The sequence below is a fragment of the Streptomyces sp. NPDC047917 genome, assembly GCF_043204345.1.
GTDB lineage: Bacteria > Actinomycetota > Actinomycetes > Streptomycetales > Streptomycetaceae > Streptomyces > Streptomyces sanglieri.
The window spans coordinates 146,865-166,385 of record NZ_JBIDCA010000001.1; the positions used below are offsets into that span (position 1 = coordinate 146,865).

A 19,521-nucleotide genomic window follows, 5' to 3' on the forward strand; every position below is an offset into this window, starting at 1 on the left:
TCTTGTCCGGCTTTCAGTGCCTGGTGTTGATGAGGAAGCCCGCTCGTTCGCGTTCGAGTCGCAGATCCGCCTTGAAGAGCCTGCTGAGCGGCGTGTACAGGGCGCGTACCAGTTCGTCGGTGACGACGGGCGCTCCCCCGTGGGCGGGGGCGGCCCCGGAGGCGCCGGGCGCGCCGTGGGCCTCGGCCGTGGGCCCGGGTTCCGGTTCCGGCTCGGGTTCCGTCGCGGTGTCCTGGGGCGGATCCGGAGGCGGCGGCTCCTCGCTCTCCGTCTCGCGCTGGACGACGCGCGCCGGGTACGAGGGCGGCGGTGACCCGAAGACGACGCTGCCGTCCGCCATCCGCTGAGCCACTCCGGCGGCCACGGCGGCCGAACCGGCCGTGGTGAAGGAGGTGGAGGTCACGGCAGGGGCGGAAGCGGTGACCGGTGCGGAACGACTACCGGAACCCGGCGACGAACGCGGCACCGGCGGCCCGCCAACTGCCCGACGTTGCAAGGCGGGACGAGCCGGGTACGACGTACGCGCCGCCTCCCCCGAAGCTGTGGCCATAGCCGTGGCCGTGGCTGTGGCCGTACGTTGCAGAGCCGCCGGCAGGGATGCGGACGGCGTCACCGTGGGCATGCCCGCCCGGTCCGAGGTCCAGCGCACCGGAACGGAATCCGGCGGAGCGGTTGGTGAGACGGACGACGGCGCGTACGACGGCGGACCGGGCACCGCCCCCGTACCGGCCGACGGAACCGCACCGGCCGACGGAACCGCTGCCGCCGCCTCCGCTCCGTCCACGGCCGAACGCTGTACGGCGCCCGCACCGCCGCCCGGCCCGGCCCGGAGCGCCACGGGCCGCTCGGCGAGCAGCGGCGCGACCGGACCGGCTGTCCGGGGAGGCGCGAGCGGACCCGGAAAGGACACGGCGGCGGACCGCTGCACCGCCGGCGCGGGAGCCGCCGGTACGGGCTCCGACGCGGCGGGGAGCAGTGGGGAGTCTCCGAGCAGCGGCGCGGTGGACCCAGTGGTGTCGGGCACGGAATCCGGAACCCCGGACACCCTGGAGTCCCCGGGCGCCTCGGACACCCCGGAGTCCCCGGGCACCTCGGAGTCCCCGGGCACCTCGGGGGCCGCAACATCCCCCGCTGCCCCCTCCGCCTCCGGGGTGGAGGGGGCGGCCTGCCGCTGTGCGGTGGGCGGCAGCGCGGACATGGGCGCCCCGAGACCGGGCACCCGCCGGGGCCGGTCAGGGGAGGTCGGCAGCGCCGCACGCTGTACAGGCGGGCCGGAGGGCGCCTCCGCCACCGGCCCCGGTTTTGGCGCCGAGGCCGCTACGAGCGGCTGTTCGCCCACCAACTGCCGTACCGGCAGCCCCGCCACGGCCGACTCCCCGGCCGACGTCATCGCGGGCGCACCGCTCGCGGCGGCACGCTGCACGGCCACGGGCATCGGCACGGACAGGGGCACGTACCCGGTCCGGACCGGCGCCTGTGCCGGCCGCTCCACGGACCGCTGCACCGGCGACGGGCGCTCCGCCGGAGCCGGGGCGGTGATCCCGTGCACCAGTCCGGTGGGCGCGTCCGGGCTGACCAGATGCCCGAGGGGCGTGCCGAGCGAGGTGTCCTGCCGGGTGGCGAGCGACCCCTGGAAGCCGGACGGGTCGATGACCAGATCCTGGGCACCCAGCATCCGCTGGATGGGCGGAAGTTCGGCCGGATCGAGCCGCTCGCGCGGCGCCACCGCCGGAGCGGTTCCAGTGCCGCCCGCCCCCGTACCCGTACTCGCCCCCGTACCCGTACTCGTCTCCGTACGCCCGCTGCCGCCGCGCAGCCAGGACATCAGGCCCATGGGTTCTCCCGCCCTCCCCGCGCTGTTCGCTACTGCCCGTTGAGGCGAGCGATCTGTGCGACGAACCTCAGTCGTTCCGGGTGTTCCAGGTCCAGCAGCTCATCGAGCGGCCAGTGGAAGTGATAGGCGAGGTACGCGACCTCCTCGTAGAGCAGGTCGGCCGCGTACGTCACGATTCCCCCAGGCGGCCACCGGCGAGATTCACCGCGAACTCCTCTTTGCAGGCCGGGCAGGAGACGGCGGCGCGGGTGTGTCCCTCGGCGTTGATCCGCCGGTAGAAGTCCTGGAGGAAGGCCAGGTCGGAGGCGAAGAGGTCCTCGATGACGCCGGGGTGGATGTCGTCGATCGTGCCGATCCGGGTGACGACCCTGGCGATGAGCACGACCGAGAGGTACGCGGAGTTCTCACGCACCCGGTCGTCCCGCAGCGGCACGAGTTCGTCGCGCGCGGTCGCGAGCCGCATGACGCCCGTGTGGTGCACGGCACCCGTCTCGTCGACGTACCCGCGCGGCAGCTCGAAGGTGAACTCGGTGCGCAGCGGCTCCCGTCGACCGGTCCGCCCGGACCCGGCGGCCGGGACGTCCGGATCCGGCCGCTCGGGGGCGTCCGCCGATGTCGTACGCCGCATCAGTCGAGTTCCATGCTCTCGTACGTGATCGCGAGCTTCTCCGTGAGGACCGAGGTGTCACCGGCCTTGAGGGTGCCGATCTCCAGGGACTTCGGCCAGGCGTTGATGAGCTTGTAGCGCTTGATGGCGATGCCCTCGTGGTCGTACACGATGACCGCGCCGTTGCGGCGGGCCGCGGTCATCCGGCCGAACCGGGAGTCCTTGATCCACCGTTCGAAGCTGTTGTCCTCGGTGAGACCGCGGGTCACGGTCACCTCACCGGCCTTCGGCCTGCCGGGGAGCTTCTTGATGGCGTAGCGGCCGTCGGCGGTGTTCTGCTTCAGCTCGATGACGTCCTGCTCCATCTTCAGACCACTGACCTCGGTGATCTGCTTGATGACGACGCTGTCGAATTCGAGGCCGAAGGAGGCCCCGACGGTGCTGTCGAGATCGGGAAGTGGCACAACAGGCTCCTTTACGGCTCTTACCGCTTGGTGGACCTAGGGGACCGGGCCGCGCTACTCGTCGACGCCGCCGGTGCCCCCGGTCAGCTGGGAGAGGCGGAAGACGACGAACTCGGCCGGCCTGACCGGTGCCACCCCGATCTCGCAGATGACCTGACCTGCGTCGATGCTCTCCGGTGGGTTGGTCTCGCGGTCGCACTTGACGTAGAACGCCTCTTCCGGGGTGAGCCCGAACAGCGCCCCCTTGCGCCACTCGTTGACCAGGAACGCCGACACCGTGCGCCGGATACGGGCCCACAGGGCGTCGTCGTTCGGCTCGAAGACGACCCACTGGGTACCGGTGAGGATCGACTCCTCCAGGTAGTTGAAGAGGCGCCGGACGTTCAGATAGCGCCAGGCCGGGTCGGAGGCCAGCGTGCGCGCGCCCCAGACCCGGATGCCGCGCCCGGGGAAGGACCGGATGCAGTTCAGCCCGATCGGGTTGAGCAGATCGTGTTCGCCCTTGGTCAGCTGGGTCTGCAGGGCGACCGCACCGCGTACGACCTCGTTGGCGGGGGCCTTGTGCACCCCGCGCGACTCGTCGTTGCGGGCCCAGACGCCCGCGATGTGGCCGCTCGGCGGGACGAGCCGGGCGCGCCCGGACGAGGGGTCGGCGACCCGGATCCAGGGGTAGTAGAGCGTGGCGTACTTGGAGTCGAAGTTGGCCCGGTCGGTGCGCCAGGCGCGGATCTGCTGCGGGCTGAGTCCCGGCGGCGGGTCGAGAATGGCCACCCGGTCGCCCATCAACTCGCAGTGGCTGATGAGCCCCTGCTGCACGGCGATCACCGACTCCAGGTCCAGCAGCCCGCGTTCGTACGCGCTCATCAGGTCCGGCACGGCGATGGTCGTGACCTCTTCGACCGCTTCGAGCCCGCCGAGCCCGGTGCGGCGGTCGGGGTCGCCCACGTACAGCTCGGGGGTCAGCGGCCCGGCGTCGGGCGAGGCGGGCGCGGCGGGGGCCAGCGTCACGCTCTGCGGCCCGGGCCTGGCCGGGGCGGCGCCGCGCCCGGTCTCGCGGATCTCGATGAGCTCGGACTTGGCGTTGACCCGGGTGGCGACGTTCTCCTTGCTGCGCTTGGTCGTCACGCTCGGGTACGTCTCCGCGACCTGCCCGTCCCGCTTCACGATCAGCTGGAAGACGTCGGAGGGCGGATCGTCCCCCTCCACCTCGGTGACCTCGACCGTGATCTCGCCGGCCGCCCCGGGGCGGGGCTTCACCGCGTACGGCCCGAGCTGCGTCTCCGAACCGGCGGGCAGCTGCCCGGTGCTCCGTCCGTCGTCCCCCTCTGCCTGCGGCTCGGTGCCGTCGTCGATGCGCACCACGTAACAGACGCCGCCGCCGTTGGCGAAGAACCCGTACACGGCCGACGCCAGATACGTACCGTCGACGAAGTCACCGAACGTACCGGCGAACTGGCTCCAGTTGGTGATCAGCGTCGGCTCGTCGAACGGGCCCTTGCGGGCGAAGCCGACGAAGGCGGCGACCGAGGTGCCCACCCCTTCGATCGGCCGGGATCCGGACTCGATCTCTTCGACGTAGACGCCCGGGGACAGGTACGACGGCATGTGAGTCTCTCCTTGGCCGGGGAACGCCCGCAATTCTCGCGAGACCGGCGATCACCGGGAACGGACACACGGCCGCCCACCCGTGCACCGGCCCCTGCCCGATCAGGCAACGCCGCAGCGCTGTACGTACCGCCGTGCGCTGCCCCCGACCGCGGTGCGCCTGCCCTGCGTACCGCGCGGCCCCCGCACACACCCTGGGACGGCGACAGGGCCATGCGCGGCCGGGAGCGTGTGCGACCGGGGCCATGCGTGGCCGGGAACGTGTGCGGTCGGGAGCGTGCGCGGCCGGGGCCATGCCGGGGCGGGGCCATGCGCGGTCGGGAGCGTGCGCGGTCGGGGCCATGCGCGGTCGGGGGAGGGCGGATGGATGAAGGCGGTTCCGGAGAAGGACCCCGCCGCTGCCCGTACAGACGTCTCCCGTACGACGACGGCACCGGAACGCCCACCCGTCGACCGGCCGTCCGTCGACCGGCCACCCGTCGACCGCCCGTCCGGGGACCACGCACCCGGGAACCGGCCGCCCGGGGACCGCGCACCCGTCGACCGGCCGTCCGGAGACCGCCCGGCCCCTGATCCCCGCACCCTGCAACGCCTGCAACGCGCGGCGGGGAACAGCGCCGTCTCCCGCCTGGTCGCGCAGCGCTACACGGCCCCGGTGAAGCCGTCCCCCGCCCAGGCCCCCGGCTTCCGCAAGGTCAAGTCCGACGTGGCGGCGAAGAGGATCCGCCTGGCGCATCACGCGCCTGCGGCCACCGAGTCGAAGTCGGCGCAGGACGCGGCGGTCGCCCCGCCCGACGACAAGGAGGCCCAGGGCAAGGCGGCCAACGCCGAGAAGATGAACGCCGCCAAGCCAGGCGAGTTCAACAAACAGGCGTTCATCGACGCGGTGAACAAGGCGATCGACGCCCAGGCCCCGAAGAACCTCGACCAGGCGGACAAGTTCTCCAAGTCCGGCAAGGCCGACAAGATCAAGGACGAGGTCGACGGCAAGGTCAAGGACGGCAAGGACTCCTCGGCCAAGGACATCGACACGGCGACGAAGGCCCCGCCGGACACATCGGCGGCCAAGGACAAGCCGGTCACCCCGATGTCCCCGGACCAGCCACCCGCCAACCCCGGCGCCCCTCCGGCAGCCGACGCGGTACCGGAGAAACAGCCGGCGGCGGTCACGGACTTCTCGCAGGGCCCGGCCGCCAATGATCAGGCGATGGCGGACGCCGAGGTCACCGAGGACCAGCTCGCCAAGGGCAACGAGCCCGAGTTCGACCAGGCCCTGTCCACGAAGAAGACCGCAGAAGCGGACTCCGCGAAGGCCCCCGCAAAGGGCAGGGCGGCCGAGGCCCAGCAGCTCTCCACGGCCAAGGCGGGAGCGGCGGCCTCCGGCGCACAGGCCATGAACACCCTCACCGCCACCCGCTCCTCCGCCGGGAAACAGGTCGACGGCGGCAAGGGCGAGACGAAGTCCAAGGACGAGAAGAAGCGCGCCGAGGTCACGGCCAAGCTCCAGAAGGTCTACGACGGCACGAAGAAGGACGTCGAGACCACCCTCTCCGACCTGGACAAGAAGGTCGACACCGCGTTCACACAGGGCGAGAAGGCGGCCCGGGACGCCTTCACCGCTGATCACAAGCGCCGCATGAAGAAGTACAAGGACAAGCGCTACTCAGGCATGTTCGGCCCGGCGAAGTGGGCCAAGGACAAGCTCATGGGCATGCCGAAGGAGGCCAACGACCTCTTCCAGGAGGCCCGCAAGCTCTACGTCGCGAAGATGCAGACGGTCATCTCATCCGTCGCCGACATCATCGGCACCGAACTCGGCAGGGCGAAGGCCCGCATAGCCAAGGGCCGGACAGAACTCAAGGCCGAGGTCGACCGACTCCCCGCAGACCTCCGCGAGTTCGGCCAGGAGGCCGCCACCGACTTCGCGGGCAAGTTCGACGACCTGGAAACGACGGTCAACGAGAAGTCCGAGCAGCTCGTCCAGGACCTCGCCCAGAAGTACACCGCTGCCCTGAACAAGGTCGACGAGGAGATCAAGAAGCTCCAGGAGGCCAACAAGGGCCTGGTGGACAAGGCGAAGGACGCGATCGTCGGCGTCATCAAGACGATCAACGAGCTGAAGAACCTCCTCCTCGGCATCCTCGCCAAGGCCGCCTCCGCGATCATGAAGATCATCAAGGACCCCATCGGGTTCCTCGGCAATCTCGTCAAGGCAGTCGGCGCCGGCCTCAACCTCTTCATCACCAACATCGCCGAACACCTGAAGACCGGCGTCGTCTCCTGGCTCCTCGGCACCGCCGTCAAGGCCGGCCTCGAACTCCCCCAGAAGTTCGACCTCAAGGGCATCATCCAGCTCATCGGCTCCCTCCTCGGCCTGACCTGGGCCAACATCCGCGCCCGCATCACCCGCAAGGGCATCCCCGACCAGGCCATGACCGCCGTCGAATCCTCCGTCCCCGTCGCGAAGAAACTCGCCGCCGAGGGCCCCGCAGGCGCCATCAAGGAAATCACCGAGGAGGCCGGCGACCTCAAGGCCACCATCCTCGAAAAACTCACCAGCTACCTGATCCCCACCGTCATCATCGCCGGGATCACCTGGATCATCTCCCTCCTCAACCCCGCCTCCGCATTCGTCCGCGCGGTCAAGGGAATCATCGACATCGTCACGTTCATCGTGAACCAGGGCGCCCAGATAGTCGATTTCGTCAACGCGGTACTGGACGCGGTCATCGCCATAGCCAACGGCGGCTCGGCAGGCGTCCCCAAGATGGTCGAAACCGCCCTCGCCGCCAGCGTCCCGCTACTGATCGGCTTCCTCGCCTCCCTCCTCGGCATCGGCTCCCTCGCCAACAAGGTCAAATCCGTCTTCCACGCCGTCGCCAGACCCGTCAACCGGGCCATCGACAAAATCGTCGGATTCATCGCCAAAGCAGGCAAGAAACTCTGGGCGAAGCTCGGAAAGAACAAGGGCGGCAATAGAGACTCACCAGAAGCAAAGCAAGAAAGGCTCAACAAAGGGCTCGAAGCCGGGGTTCGAGCCGTCAACAAATATCGCGGCCGCACAATTTCCAGCCAAATTATCAGCTCTATCCTATCGGCCATTCGGATCCGATACGGGCTGACCGAACTGAAACCATTGAAGACCGAAGAGAAATGGAGCGTAAAAGGGAAAATCAATCCGGAAGGGACACGGGCCACTGACGCACTGGCCGAGGGATCCGAACCGATCCCGAGCAGCCCGCAAGACGAGGCCCTCGTCAGCGAGGCGGAAGGGTACATTTCAGGTACGGAGGACGAGCAGAATGCTACACTCCCCGCAGTCACCATTGAAATCCGATACATAGAGAACTACGAGTATAAAAAAACCCCCGGCACATATCACACGATGCCGAAACATGAATTCAGGCGCAAGGCGGCAGCACTTAAGGAATTGGGAGACCAGGGGAAGCTTTTCAAATCAAAAAGCCCTACTCGCGGCTCCGCGGCGAGCGACTATCGACAAGACCTGATAGACCGCATTCACAAACAATTCTCGAAACGCAATTCAGAATTCTCGAAACGCCTCATCAGGCGGATTACCACCCGAATGCAACCTGACCACGTTCACGAGTTGCAGCTCGGCGGCCTCGACGTCAAAACTAATCTCAAATTCTTAGACACGTTCACCAACTGGCACATAGGTACACAGCAAATACGGCTACAGATTAAAGACTTGCCGGACGGCACACCAATAAAGATTAGGATAATCGAATGAAATCAGCATTGCAGACCGAGATCGAATCCATCAGGGAGCGACTGGATCAGCTCCCGGACGGAATCGCGTTCGCAGATTTTCCCCCCGGAGCACGGCGCGACCTTGCCTCTGGAAATTCGCTTCCCGGAAACCTCGATGCACTGTTGGAGGCATCGGACGGCCCACGCTGTCAGGCAATCATGATCTATCCCTCAGACTTCGTCCAAGGAATTCAGTACTTGTGCGAAGAGTTTGAAGGAGGTGCCGACAAGTGGTTCTGCTTCGGACATGTAGAGGACAACCCCCTTCTCATCGAAAGCACTTCAGGGCACGTCTACCAATTCCCGCACCCCGTGCAGGAATGGCGCATCAGCGATCGCCTCGAATGCCTGAGCGAGAGCGTCCCCGAGTTCTTCACCAGATACGCACTGGGCGATGACTATCTTATTTTGTCACGCAGGAGCGATCGCTGGTACGAGTTTATTAGCAGCCTCAACCAGAACAACTAAGGGGGGTTACCTTGCTCGATCACCACGACTTGGCGAGCAGTTGGGGTTCAGAGGGGCTGGTGTACATCCCGCTGGAAAAATATCGGCGATTTTCGAAGTTCGACGCCAGTCTGCTTTCACCGGGCGGCGCCGTACCAGCAGAACTCCCTTCTGTTTTCACCACGCGCACTGACGGTCCAGCAAAGTCATTCAGTCTGATCGAAATCAAGGTTGGCAAAGAGGATGCCTCACATTTGGTCACCTTGGGGGCGGCACCACACGACAACGGGCTTCTTTTCTGCCTTGATATGGCTGACGGCGGCGTGGCACTCTTGAGTCTCGACGATCCTGCCATTGAACGCGTTAACTCATCGCTGCTCACATTCGTTGAATTTCTGACACACCTGAAGAATTTCTCCGACGCCAACACTGATCGAATGGATGGGGCCAGAAGAATCACACATCTCAGACGAAAGCTGACAAAAATCGATGCGCACGCATTTTCTGACCCGGAATCCTGGTGGTCAATAGCTTTTACGCAACTAGAGAAACGCTATTCCGGCCCCAATCACCAGAATGGCCAATAGAGAAAGTCTGCTTGCGATTTCGCCACAAGTTGTGGGGAGCCTGGCTCGATATGAGGTAGATGGGGCGGGTTGGAACGTCGATGCTAATCAGCCAGGTCCTCTGTGCGTAGCGGCATCCAATACCCAACGCTACCGACCAAGCACACCCACGAGATGGTCTTCCAAATCCGCCACGAAGACCTCCTGACGCCACGGTCGAAGCTCCGAGTGAGCTCTCCGCAAGCGGATCAATGGCACCCTTCCGCCCGTCGCAGCCGCCTCCATGACGCATTCGTGCAGCAGGTCAGCCGCCGCACGTGGTTCGCCGAGCTGAATCCTCGCCAGTGCCTGATCCGTCGTGACGATGATGCGCTGCACCCTTTGCCGAGGCGCTCCGAGTGATCTGGCCGAGGACGCGAACTGATCGTGTGCGAGTGCCGGATCACCCACGTACAGCTGGCACACCCCCTCGAAGCCGCGCAAGTACTCCGCAGCGAACGCGCCGGGGAGGGGGTCGTCGTCGGGGGAATGCCGCTCAATGTCGTACCGGGCCAGATCAAGCGCAGCGCCGGATTGCCGACTCTGACCCGACCGAGCAGCGACTTCCGCCTGCAGTGCATGCGCTCGCGCGCGGACCAGACGGCTTTCCCCACCACCAGCTGCTCGGACCGCCTTCCCAACGAGTGCAGCCGCGTCCGCGATATCGGGCGACGCATAGAGGACGGTGAGGGCATGGCTCAGGTGTACCGAGGCCTGTCGCCAAGGTTGCCCCGAGCAGGCGGCTTCCCTGGTCGCCTGCTCGTACAGAGCCCGACTGGCGGCATCGTCTCGCGTCTCGAACGCAAGACGGCCGGCCAGCACCGCTGCCTCCACCCAGGTACTCCGCAAGCACTCACGCACCGGCTCCGGCGGCCCACCGGCCATCAGCCGACGGCACGCTTCCAACGCAGGCGCGAGCATCAGTTGCAGGCGTACGAACGGGAGGCTTCCGACCTGCGCGTTGACGTCTGCAACAACTGAGGCGAGTCCTGCGACGGTCTCCGCGTCCAGGAGCGACGCCTCGGCAAGTGCCTGGGCCAAGCCGACACCGGCTTGGGGCGCGAGCAGTGCCAGCAGACCGTCGCCGTCATCCGTCACCGCCCGCACCAGCGTGTTCCGCAACTCCGCGATCCGACGGTCGCTCTCCCCGAGTTCCCCCAGCGCATCGAGATACTGCGCGAAGTCCGACCCCGCTCCGAGCGAACGGCTTCCTCCAGGCGTGGTCGCGTACAGATGGGCGAGCAGGAGTTGGTACCGCTCGTCCGGCATCGTTGCCGACTTGGACTCCCAGCGTGCGATGGAGCGCTGGACACTCGCGACCTGCGGCAGCCTGGGCATCCCCAGCTCCTGGGCGATCTGTGTCAAGGCGCGTGCCGTGTCGGCCAGAGACAGACCGCGTCGAGTCCTCAGCCTCTTCAGCGCCGCCGCACCCGCAGTTGAGCTGTCCATCCCGTCATCGTGACGCAGACCAGCGCTACACGGGGACGATCAGCCGCGGCTTCCCCTGATCTGCTGCATAGCCGATGGTTTGCCACGTACCTGATGACGGGACAGCGCTGTGCGGGAACCCGATCACCAACGCGGAACGATCGACCATCCAACGGTTGCGTGCGTGGTATGCCTCGGCGGACAGATCAGGAACTCCGAGTTCGACGATCTCCTTGATGCGCTTCAGGCTGCGGGCATGGGAGATGGCCTGCCGAGCCTCTTCCGGTTGCTGGGCAACCGTGCCCGGAACAACGACAGTGACGTCCGCGTGCGTGCTGTCCGCCAACCAGAGCAGAGTCAATGAATCAATGCCCTTCGCACCGCCTACGTAGAAGGCGCTGTGGGCGAATGCCCCGAGGTACGTGGCGAAGAGCTCCATGTACTCGTCTCGCGGGCGGTGGTCCGTGGACCTGGTGCCCGTGATCGCCACGGCGTGCATGATCAACTCCGTGTCATAGGTTGTCGTCTCCCATCAGGCTCCCACGCTTGGGACCGTCAGTGCGTGGACACCTACAACGCGAACTGCAACGCGCACGGATCCAGAATGCTTCCAGATCCTGACTTCCTCTCGCAGCCCCAGCAACGCGGCGCACACTGCGTGTGGTGTGACGTCGCCCTGACCCCGAGCACAGCGGTCGACCTCGGCCCGAGGGGTCGGCACAACCGCGATGGCACCGGTGTCTGGTTCCCCCGTTGCTGCAGCACCTGCGGAAAGCGAGCGGCGTCATGAAGATCTGTTTCTACTGCCAGGAACTCATCGAAGGCGCGGCCGAGGTAGTTGGCGACGGCTTCTCGATGAGCGGGGCACGACCTGATGTCCACGCCCATCCCGAATGTGCGCCGTTCACCATCTCTAGTGCAGACAAACCTCGCCTTGGCGTGCCAGGGCGGATCTCAGGCACCAGTCGGCCATGAGCGGTTCCGCGCCCCGACTGGGCTCGCATGCCGCGTACAGATCCCCCGAGTGCAGGACCTCAGGCATCGAATGGCTTGAGGGACACCGGCTGTGCCACGGCGAGCAGGTCATCCGTGTCAGGCCCGGCGAGGCTCCTGTCGAACACCTGCATTGCGCCTGTAGTTGTCACCGTGCCGTGCGTCCGACTTCTACCTGATCGTCAGACATCGGCCACCCGCACCGGCAGCGACTTCAGCCCATTGATGAAGTTCGACACCAGGCGCCTCGGTGAACCCACAGGTTCGGGCGGTGCCGGAAGAACACGGCACGTCTCCTCGTACAGGACCCGGAGCTGAAGGCGCGCGAAATGCGCGCCCAGGCAGACATGCGGGCCGTCGCCGAAGGAGACATGGGGGTTCGGGGATCGGGTGAGGTCCAAGGCGTACGGATCGCGGAAGACGCGTTCGTCGTGGTTGGCGGAGGCGTGGAAGACGACGACCTTGTCGCCGGCGCGGATGCGGGTGTCCGCCAGCACCGTGTCCTCGCGCGCCGTGCGGCGGAACGTGAGGACCGGGGGGTGGCGGCGGAGGAGTTCGTCGACGGTGGTGGCGAGACCCGCCTCGCCCTCGCACAGGCGGCGGTACGCCTCGGGGTGCTCCGCCAGGAGGTGCAGGCCGCCGGGGGCCGCGCTGCGTACGGTGTCGTTGCCCGCCACCACCAGGAGGAAGAAGAACATCTCCAGCTCGGGGGCGGTCAATTCGGGGTCCGTGGCCAGGGACGTCATGACGTCGTCGGCGGGGTGGCGGCGCTTGTGGGCGGCCAGGGCGTGCGCGTAGTCGAACATGTCGCGCAGCGCGGACGGGGAGCGGGGGTTGAGCGGTCTGCCGTCCGGGCCCGGCTCCGGGGCTCCGGCCTCGTCGGGGTCCTGGTAGCCGATGACACGCCGGGTCCAGTGGAGGAGGAGCGCGCGGTCGGTGTCCGGTACACCGAGCAGGTCGGTGAGGTTGAGCAGGGCGTAGTCGTCGGTGACCTGGGTGACGAGGTCGCAGGTGCCGTCGCCGGACCGCGCCTCGGTGACCGCGCGGGTGAGCAGGGAGCGGGCGCGTTCGCGGACGACGGTCTCGAAGCGGTCGATGCGCTTCGGGGTGAAAGCGCGGCTGACGAGTACGCGCAGGCGCCGGTGGTGCGGTGGGTCCTGGTTGAGCATCATGCGGCGGATGAACGGCAGGTCGGCCGGGTCCGGGTCGCGGATCTGGGTGGCGCCCAGGTACGAGGAGTACGTCGCGGAGTCCTTCAGGACCCGGACCACGTCCTCGTGCCGGGTGACCGCCCAGAAGCCCGGGCCCGCCGGCCAGCCGAGCACCTCCGGTTCCTCCTGCCATGCCACGGGGTGATGGTCGCGCAGGAGGCGGTAGTGGTCGTGCGGGACGCCACGCCCGTACTGCCTGGGGTCGAAGACATCCGGCACGGGCGTTTCGGGGGCGGCGTGCGCGCTCATGCCTCCGCGTCCGCCCGCAGGAAGTCCTCCACCACCCGGATCAGGTCGAGCGGGGTCTCGTCCATCGCGTAGTGGCCGCACGACGGCAGCTCCACCAGCTCGGCGCGCGGATACCAGCGCATCCAGGTGGCGCGCTGCAACTCCGCGGATAGCGCCGGGTCGAGTGCGCCCACCACGGCCAGGGCCGGCACCGGCGAACCCTCGACCCGGTCGTGGAAGTCCTCGCCCGCCCAGGAGTCCAGCCAGGCGCGGAACGCCTTGGCGTCGCTGCAGTCGACCGAGCGGCGCACCATGCGGTCCAGCCAGCCCGCGGGGCGGCGGCCCCCGGTGGTGGTGTCGAGGATGACGCGGCGGTTCTGCGGGGTGTGTGCCGCCCCGGCGAAGAGTTCCCACTGGTCGGGAGGGAGCGGCAGGCCTGACGCGGGGACGGGCGAGACCCCGACGATCCGGCGCACCCGCTCCGGCGCGGCGGCCAGCGTCCGCTGGATGACGGAGCCGCCCATCGAGTGACCGATCAGCGAGAACCGTTCCCAGCCGAGCCGGTCGGCCAGCGCGAGCACGTCCTCGGCCCCCTCGGCCGTGGTGTACGAGCCGGCCACGTCCCGCGCCTCGCCATATCCCCGCAGGTCCACCACCGCGTACTGGAACGAACCGAGGTCGAGGTCCGGCAGCACGGGGGCGTACGCGGAGCGGTCCGCGAGCCAGCCGTGCACCGCGATCACCTTGTGCGGGCCGTCGCCGTGCAGTTCGTGGGGCAGAACAGGCAATGCGGTCACGCTGACTCCCGTCGCCGTACGGAGAGGACCAGCGCGTCGTCGGCCGGCCCCGGACCACGGTCGCGCCAACTACCGCTCCGCACAAGGGGACCGGGCCGTGGGGCCACCGCCTCTGCGCGCGAGCAGAGCGTTCCTCGCCAGTTCAAGTCTGCGCGTCTGTAGCTGCGAGCTGCCGCATCTCACGCCAGCAGCTTCAGATACGGGCCGAACTCCGACGCCAGCGTCAGCCGGCCCAGCTTCTGGTACTCGCGCTGGATCGCGTGGATCAGCGTCGGCATCGTCACCGGCTCGTCCGTGTCCGCCGCCAGGTACGCGGACGTGACCGCGATCGAGCGGATGTTGCCGCCGGCCAGCTCGAAGTTCTCCGCGCAGAAGGCGAGGTCCAGGTCCTTGCCCCGGGGCAGTACGGGGCCCAGGCAGCGCTCCCAGAGGACGAGGCGCTGTTCGGGGTCCGGGACCGGGAAGTCGATGACCAGGTCCAGGCGGCGGGTGAACGCGTCGTCGAGGTTGGCCCGGAGGTTGGTGGCGAGGATGGCCAGGCCGTCGAAGGACTCCATGCGCTGGAGGAGGTAGGCGCTCTCGACGTTCGCGTAGCGGTCGTGGGCGTCCTTCACGTCCGAGCGCTTGCCGAAGATCGCGTCGGCCTCGTCGAAGAGGAGGACGCCGTTCACACCCGCGGCCTCCGAGAAGATCCGTTCCAGGTTCTTCTCCGTCTCGCCCACGTACTTGTCGATCACCGTCGCCAGATCCACCGTGTAGAGGTCCAGGCCCAGATCCGCGGCGATGACCTCCGCCGACATCGTCTTGCCGGTACCGGAGTCGCCGGCGAACAGGGCGGACACGCCTCGGCCCCGGCCGCCGCCCGGACGCATGCCCCACTCCCCCAGGACCCGGTCGCGGTGGCGTGCGCGGGCGGTCAGTTCGCGGAGCTGGGCGTGGGTGTCCGGGGGAAGCACCAGGTCGTTCCAGGTGACGGTGGGTTCGATACGCCGGGCCAGGCGGTCCAGGCCCGCCGCGTTCTGGGCGCGGGCGCCCTGGCGGACGTGGTCGGGGGTGAGGGTGCCGCCGTCCAGGTGGGTGGTCTGGGCGGCGCCCCGGGCAGCGCGGGTGATCTGTTCCGGGGTGAGGAGGAACGGCGAGAGCAGGCGGTCCACGTCGATGGTTCCGGGGACGGGGGCGTCGTACGCGTCGGTCCAGAGGGCGGCCCTGGTGGAGGGTTCGACGCGTGGGGCGTGCAGGAGGAGCGGCGGGGCGGTGGACCAGGCCGCGTCCCAGGGGGCCCGGCCCACCAGGATCGTGGGGACCGGGGTGCCGGTGAGCAGCCGGAGGAGTTCCGGGTGTTCGCGGCAGACCGCGTCGATCGGGGCGCAGACCACGCCGGCACCGGTCAGCCGGGCCTCGCGGACCAGGGAGCGGACCGCCTCGGCCGGGGACGGGTCCTCGGCGAGGCGGGCCAGGTCCAGGCCCAGGACCCGGTGGCCCGCACGGGTCAGCGCGGAGGCCGCGAGGGCGGTGCCCGCACCGCCCTGGTCCTCGCGGAGGTAGGCCAGCGGGGCGCCGTGGGCGAGGGCCCCCGCGAGCGGCACCGGGTCTCCGACGCCCGCCACCGCGTGCCAGGGGGCGAGGAGATCGGCCAGTCGCGGATCGGGGGTGTCGTCGCCCAGAAGGTGCGCGGTGACCCGGTCGGGAACGCGCAGTGCCCGGCTCAGGAACGGGCGGTCCAGGTCCTCGACCAGGAGGAGGCGGCCTTCGCGGAGCGGGGCACGGGCCGACAGCCGGCCACGCGCCACCTGGTCGGCGGGGGAGAGCCCGCACAGACCCAGCGCCAGGCCGGCGGACGGGCGGCGGCGGGTGACGTCGTCGTTCAGGTAGCCGTAGAACGCCTCGAAGCGGTCGTCGAGATCCGGTACGAGTGCGATGAGGAGGATCTCGGTGTCGAGGGCGGTGAGTCCGAATTCGGCTGCCAGGGACGTGAGTCGGGAGTGTTCCGCCGTTGCCTCTCCGGGGTCCGGCACGGAGTCCGGCAGGGAGTCCTCCGGCATGGGGGCCGGCACCGGGCTCGGGAAGGCGCGGGCCTCGCTCTCGTCCAGCAGGCGGGCGATGTTCTCGTCCGTGAGGTAGAGGCCGCGGAAGGCGTCGTCCGGGTCCGGATCGGTGAGCTGCCGGGCCTCGACCGCTCGTCGGATGCGCTGCTCCACCGCTACCGCGCGGGCGAGAAGGTGGCGCAGGTTCGGGTCGCCCGCGTCGGTCATTCGGCGCTGTCCTCCGTACGGGTCTCTGCGGACTCCGCGGTCTCCGCGACCTCCGCGGCCTCCGCGGCTTCTGTCGCCTCCGAGGTTCCTGTCGTCTCTGCGCTCTCCGTCGTCTCCGCACTCTCTGCGGTCCTTGCGCTCTCTGCGGTCCTTGCGCGGGCTTCCCCGGCGCCCGTGCGGGCCCTCCGGGTCTCCGTGATGCGGAGGGACAGGCCGCGCCGTCGTTCCGTGTCGGGGGCGCGGGTGGTGCCGTTCCCGCCGGGCCGTCCCGGGCGGCCGCCGTACACCGGGAGGCCCCCGCGGCCCGGCATCGTCTCGGACAAGGGCTCGGACCCCTCGGGTACGTCCCCGAATCGGGTCTGCAGCCCCTCGTCCCCCACCGGGGGGCCGACCACGTAGCTCGGCGAGGCCGTCACCGGCACGCTGATCACCAGGTCGAGCGAGGGCTTCAGCTCACCGCCCAGCGCGCTCCACACATCGGCGAACGAGCGGTCCTCCGGCGGCGGCAGCGCGATCGACATCGGTACCGGGGCCCCGATCTCGGCCAGGGTGCCCGCCAGCCGTTCCGGAGGCAGCGCCTCGTAACGCAGCAGACAGCCGAGCAGCGACGAGAGCAGCCGGTGCTCGTCCTCCGGGCGCTTCGTCCACGCCGTGATCAGGTACGACAGCTTGAAGAAACGGGGCGGACGGCGGCGCGCGATGATCGTGCCCCGCTCGTCGTAGTCGTTGTGCAGACCCCGCTCGCGCCTGCGCATGTCCTCGCGGATGTCGTAGAGATACAGGTTGACCATGGGCGCGTTGACCTTCGCCGCCCATTCCCGGGTCGGGGCGTCGAAGACCACCGCGATCTGGCCGCCTTCGAGTACCTCCGCCCTGATCAACGCCCGCAGTACGTCGTCGACCTCGTGGATCACCCGATCACTCCCGTGTGGTCATCGGCCGTACGGTCACCCGCCCTGCGATCACCGGCCGTACGGTCACCCGCCCTGTGGCCACCGGTGCTCATGCGCGGCCCGCGAAGTCCGGTGGCTGGAGATTCCTCTGCACCACCAGGACCGGTTTCTTCAGCCGGGCGAGGTCGCGCGAGTCCGCTCGCAGCTCGCGCGGACCCAGCTTGTCCTTGCGCAGGACCAGGACCTGGACCTCGAATGTGCCGTCGCGCCCCACCGTGGCCGTCGCTCCGCCGGGGGTGATCCCGATGTTCCACGTGAAACGTACGGTCGCGCCCGGCGGATAGTCCTTGCCGCGGGCCAGCACCGGCTGTCCCGGCTTGGCGACCTGCGGAGTGACGGTCAGCGAGGGCTTCAGCACGCGCAGCCGGTCGGTGTCCTGGTTGTTGGTGCTCCGGCGGTCCGGCAGCGTGCCGCGCACGGTGGCCCGTACATCCCCGGTGATCGCCGCGCGGTACGTACCGGTCTGGGTCACCTCGATGCGGCCGCCGGCCGGAATGGTGCACGGTTTCGCCGTCGTGCATCGGGTCAGGGCGGGCAGGCTGCGGTCCTTGCCCTTGGACGGTTTCGGCCAGCTGGAGCCGATGACCACTCCGGTCGCCGGGTCCGGACCGGCGTTGGTGACGGTGAACCGCGCACGGGCCGGGCGGCCGGTGTACGTACGGTCGGGGCTGACGTCGACCTTCATCGCCACATCCGCCGAGGGCGGGACGGGGGCCTCCAGGACCTCGATCTCCGCCGTGTCCGTCCCCGTGTTGCCCGCCGAGTCGGTCGCCGAGCAGGTCACCGTGGTGCGCCCGACCGGGAAGAGCGAACCGGAGGCAGGAGTGCAGGTCACCGGGAGCGTGCCGTCGGTGGCGTCCTGGGCGGTGGCGGCGTATGTCACGCGTGCGCCCTTCTTGTCCTTGGCCCGGACAGTCAGATCATCCACGGTGACGGCGGGCGCGTCGATGTCGTTCACATCGATGCGGATCTGCTCCTGGAAGTCCGGATCGGCGGCCGCGGCCGGCCCGATCGTGTCCGTTCCGGGAACCTGGGTACCCATCAGGAACTGAACGGTGCAGTTCAGGGTGGTGCCTTGCGGTGCATCCGCGGCCACGTCGATGTTCTCCGCGAACGAAGCGGTGTCGCCGCTCGTCACGCTGCGGGTGGGGGGATCCAGGGCGACGGTCAGAGACGGGTCGCAATTGTCCAGGCGGTAACCGACCGTGGTGGGAAGGTTGTTGAAGCCCTCAGCGATCGCCTCCGCGACCTTGTCCCCGTCGATCCCCTCCAGCAGCCGGCCGTTGGTGGCATTGATGATGCGGGTGGCCTGGTCGGGAGTGGTGAGCGGATCCTCCACGTACTCGGGATCGCCGGCATCGCCATTGCCGTTCAGACCGTCGCCGATCTTGCTCGCCACATCGACACCGATCACCCGGACGCTCCGGTCCTGAAGATCGAAGATCGTGTCGTCGATGCTGTGCCCATTGCTCGGGGCATGGCTGGAAGCGTCGCCGACCAACACGATGACCGGACTGGCCCCGTCACGGAAGACCGTCTGACCACCGGCCCCATTGGCGATCTGCCACAGCCCGTTGATCCAGTCCTCGGACGGGCCCCGGCTCTTGCCGCCCAACGCAGTGTCCAGTCTGTCGACACCCGCCTGCACCGCTTCGAGGTCGTCCGTCAGCCCCTGGAGCACGCTGAAACCGGCATTGACGTCGCCCTCCTGGTCACCGAACGTGGCCACGGCGAACCGGGAGTCGGGCTGTTCCGCGAGGATCTTGTCGGTGATCTTGGGCAGGTTCTCCTGCACGCTCTTGATCGGGTCGGCCATGCTGGCGGTGCCGTCCACCAGCAGGATCACGTCCGGCCTGGGCGGGATCGCCGGCGTACGCACCTGCTTGGCCACGCCGGTGGATCCACCCGGGTCGACCGCGTCGGTGAACTCGGCCGGAGTGACCCAGGGTTCGGGCACCGCCACCGACGGCGCACCGGACGTGACGGCTGAACCGGGGGCCACGCCACTGACCACGAGAAGCAGGGCGAGGGCCGGGATCCGGAGCGCGGTGAGGGTGCGGCGCGAGGCGGACGAACGGGGGCGGACCGCCCGGCCCGGCCCGGCCGGCCACGACCGCAGCACCCGCGCACCCCGCGCCACCCACGGCACCCGCCGAAGCGGCTGGAACCAGCGCACGGAAGTCCTCCCCCACCCTAGGCCGATCGGCACACCGGACGTCAGGGTCCTGCACGGGCGGCGGACGCACAGCGGTGCGGGAGTCACACCCTCGGGAAGCCCCCGCTGCCCGAAAGTGCATCCGGGGGCCACCGAGGCGACGTACAC

Annotated in this window: 15 protein-coding genes; 3 read left to right on the plus strand and 12 right to left on the minus strand. The window is 68.7% G+C overall.

Annotated features, from left to right (window positions below):
• Positions 1–13: 13 nt before the first annotated feature.
• The 5 genes from ACGF8B_RS00610 to ACGF8B_RS00630 are packed head-to-tail and all read right to left on the minus strand — an operon-like array spanning position 14 to position 4,510.
• Positions 14–1,834 carry a hypothetical protein gene (locus ACGF8B_RS00610; protein ID WP_392733482.1) on the minus strand — a complete coding sequence of 607 codons (1,821 nt, stop codon included), beginning with the start codon at positions 1,832–1,834 and terminating at the stop codon, positions 14–16.
• Positions 1,835–1,863: 29 nt separating this feature from the next.
• Entirely contained in the window at positions 1,864–2,007 is a 144-nt protein-coding gene (locus ACGF8B_RS00615; RefSeq protein ID WP_093896703.1) for a DUF6760 family protein, read from the minus strand.
• Positions 2,004–2,462, minus strand: coding sequence for a hypothetical protein (locus ACGF8B_RS00620; RefSeq protein ID WP_392733485.1), 459 nt, complete (start codon positions 2,460–2,462; stop codon positions 2,004–2,006). The genes ACGF8B_RS00615 and ACGF8B_RS00620 overlap by 4 nt, the downstream gene beginning before the upstream one ends.
• Positions 2,462–2,905: a phage tail protein gene (locus ACGF8B_RS00625; protein WP_072488539.1), complete on the minus strand. Its 444-nt coding sequence runs from the start codon at positions 2,903–2,905 to the stop codon at positions 2,462–2,464. Before ACGF8B_RS00625 ends, ACGF8B_RS00620 begins: the two co-directional genes overlap by 1 nt.
• 54 nt (positions 2,906–2,959) lie before the next feature.
• The gene (locus tag ACGF8B_RS00630) at positions 2,960–4,510 is read right to left on the minus strand and encodes a phage tail sheath family protein (RefSeq protein ID WP_392733487.1); all 1,551 of its coding nucleotides are present in this window, start codon (positions 4,508–4,510) and stop codon (positions 2,960–2,962) included.
• A 367-nt stretch (positions 4,511–4,877) separates the two neighbouring features.
• Between ACGF8B_RS00630 and ACGF8B_RS00635 the strand changes: the two genes are divergently transcribed.
• From ACGF8B_RS00635 to ACGF8B_RS00645, 3 genes are read left to right on the plus strand one after another with little or no spacing between them, the layout of a single operon-like run.
• A complete protein-coding gene (locus ACGF8B_RS00635; RefSeq protein WP_392733489.1) occupies positions 4,878–8,264 on the plus strand; it encodes a hypothetical protein in 3,387 nt (1,128 codons plus the stop codon).
• Positions 8,261–8,752 (plus strand): hypothetical protein, encoded by a 492-nt coding sequence (locus tag ACGF8B_RS00640; RefSeq protein ID WP_392733491.1) that lies wholly within the window; start codon positions 8,261–8,263, stop codon positions 8,750–8,752. The genes ACGF8B_RS00635 and ACGF8B_RS00640 overlap by 4 nt, the downstream gene beginning before the upstream one ends.
• 11 nt (positions 8,753–8,763) lie before the next feature.
• The gene (locus ACGF8B_RS00645) at positions 8,764–9,318 is read left to right on the plus strand and encodes an SUKH-4 family immunity protein (RefSeq protein ID WP_392733493.1); all 555 of its coding nucleotides are present in this window, start codon (positions 8,764–8,766) and stop codon (positions 9,316–9,318) included.
• Between the two features lie 129 nt (positions 9,319–9,447).
• Here ACGF8B_RS00645 and ACGF8B_RS00650 read toward each other — a convergent pair whose 3' ends face one another.
• The 7 genes from ACGF8B_RS00650 to ACGF8B_RS00680 form a co-directional block, all read right to left on the minus strand.
• On the minus strand, positions 9,448–10,785 hold the full coding sequence (locus tag ACGF8B_RS00650) for a hypothetical protein (RefSeq protein ID WP_392733495.1): 1,338 nt from the start codon (positions 10,783–10,785) through the stop codon (positions 9,448–9,450).
• A gap of 25 nt (positions 10,786–10,810) precedes the next feature.
• On the minus strand, positions 10,811–11,263 hold the full coding sequence (locus ACGF8B_RS00655; protein ID WP_392733497.1) for a hypothetical protein: 453 nt from the start codon (positions 11,261–11,263) through the stop codon (positions 10,811–10,813).
• Positions 11,264–11,939: 676 nt separating this feature from the next.
• The gene (locus tag ACGF8B_RS00660; protein ID WP_392733499.1) at positions 11,940–13,217 is read right to left on the minus strand and encodes a cytochrome P450; all 1,278 of its coding nucleotides are present in this window, start codon (positions 13,215–13,217) and stop codon (positions 11,940–11,942) included.
• Positions 13,214–13,993 (minus strand): alpha/beta fold hydrolase, encoded by a 780-nt coding sequence (locus ACGF8B_RS00665; protein ID WP_392733500.1) that lies wholly within the window; start codon positions 13,991–13,993, stop codon positions 13,214–13,216. The genes ACGF8B_RS00660 and ACGF8B_RS00665 overlap by 4 nt, the downstream gene beginning before the upstream one ends.
• Before the next feature lie 179 nt (positions 13,994–14,172).
• A complete protein-coding gene (locus ACGF8B_RS00670; RefSeq protein WP_392733502.1) occupies positions 14,173–16,245 on the minus strand; it encodes an ATP-binding protein in 2,073 nt (690 codons plus the stop codon).
• Positions 16,242–17,159 carry a DUF4255 domain-containing protein gene (locus ACGF8B_RS00675; RefSeq protein ID WP_392733504.1) on the minus strand — a complete coding sequence of 306 codons (918 nt, stop codon included), beginning with the start codon at positions 17,157–17,159 and terminating at the stop codon, positions 16,242–16,244. Before ACGF8B_RS00675 ends, ACGF8B_RS00670 begins: the two co-directional genes overlap by 4 nt.
• 88 nt (positions 17,160–17,247) lie before the next feature.
• The gene (locus ACGF8B_RS00680) at positions 17,248–19,374 is read right to left on the minus strand and encodes an HYR domain-containing protein (protein ID WP_392733506.1); all 2,127 of its coding nucleotides are present in this window, start codon (positions 19,372–19,374) and stop codon (positions 17,248–17,250) included.
• Between the last annotated feature and the right edge of the window lie 147 nt (positions 19,375–19,521).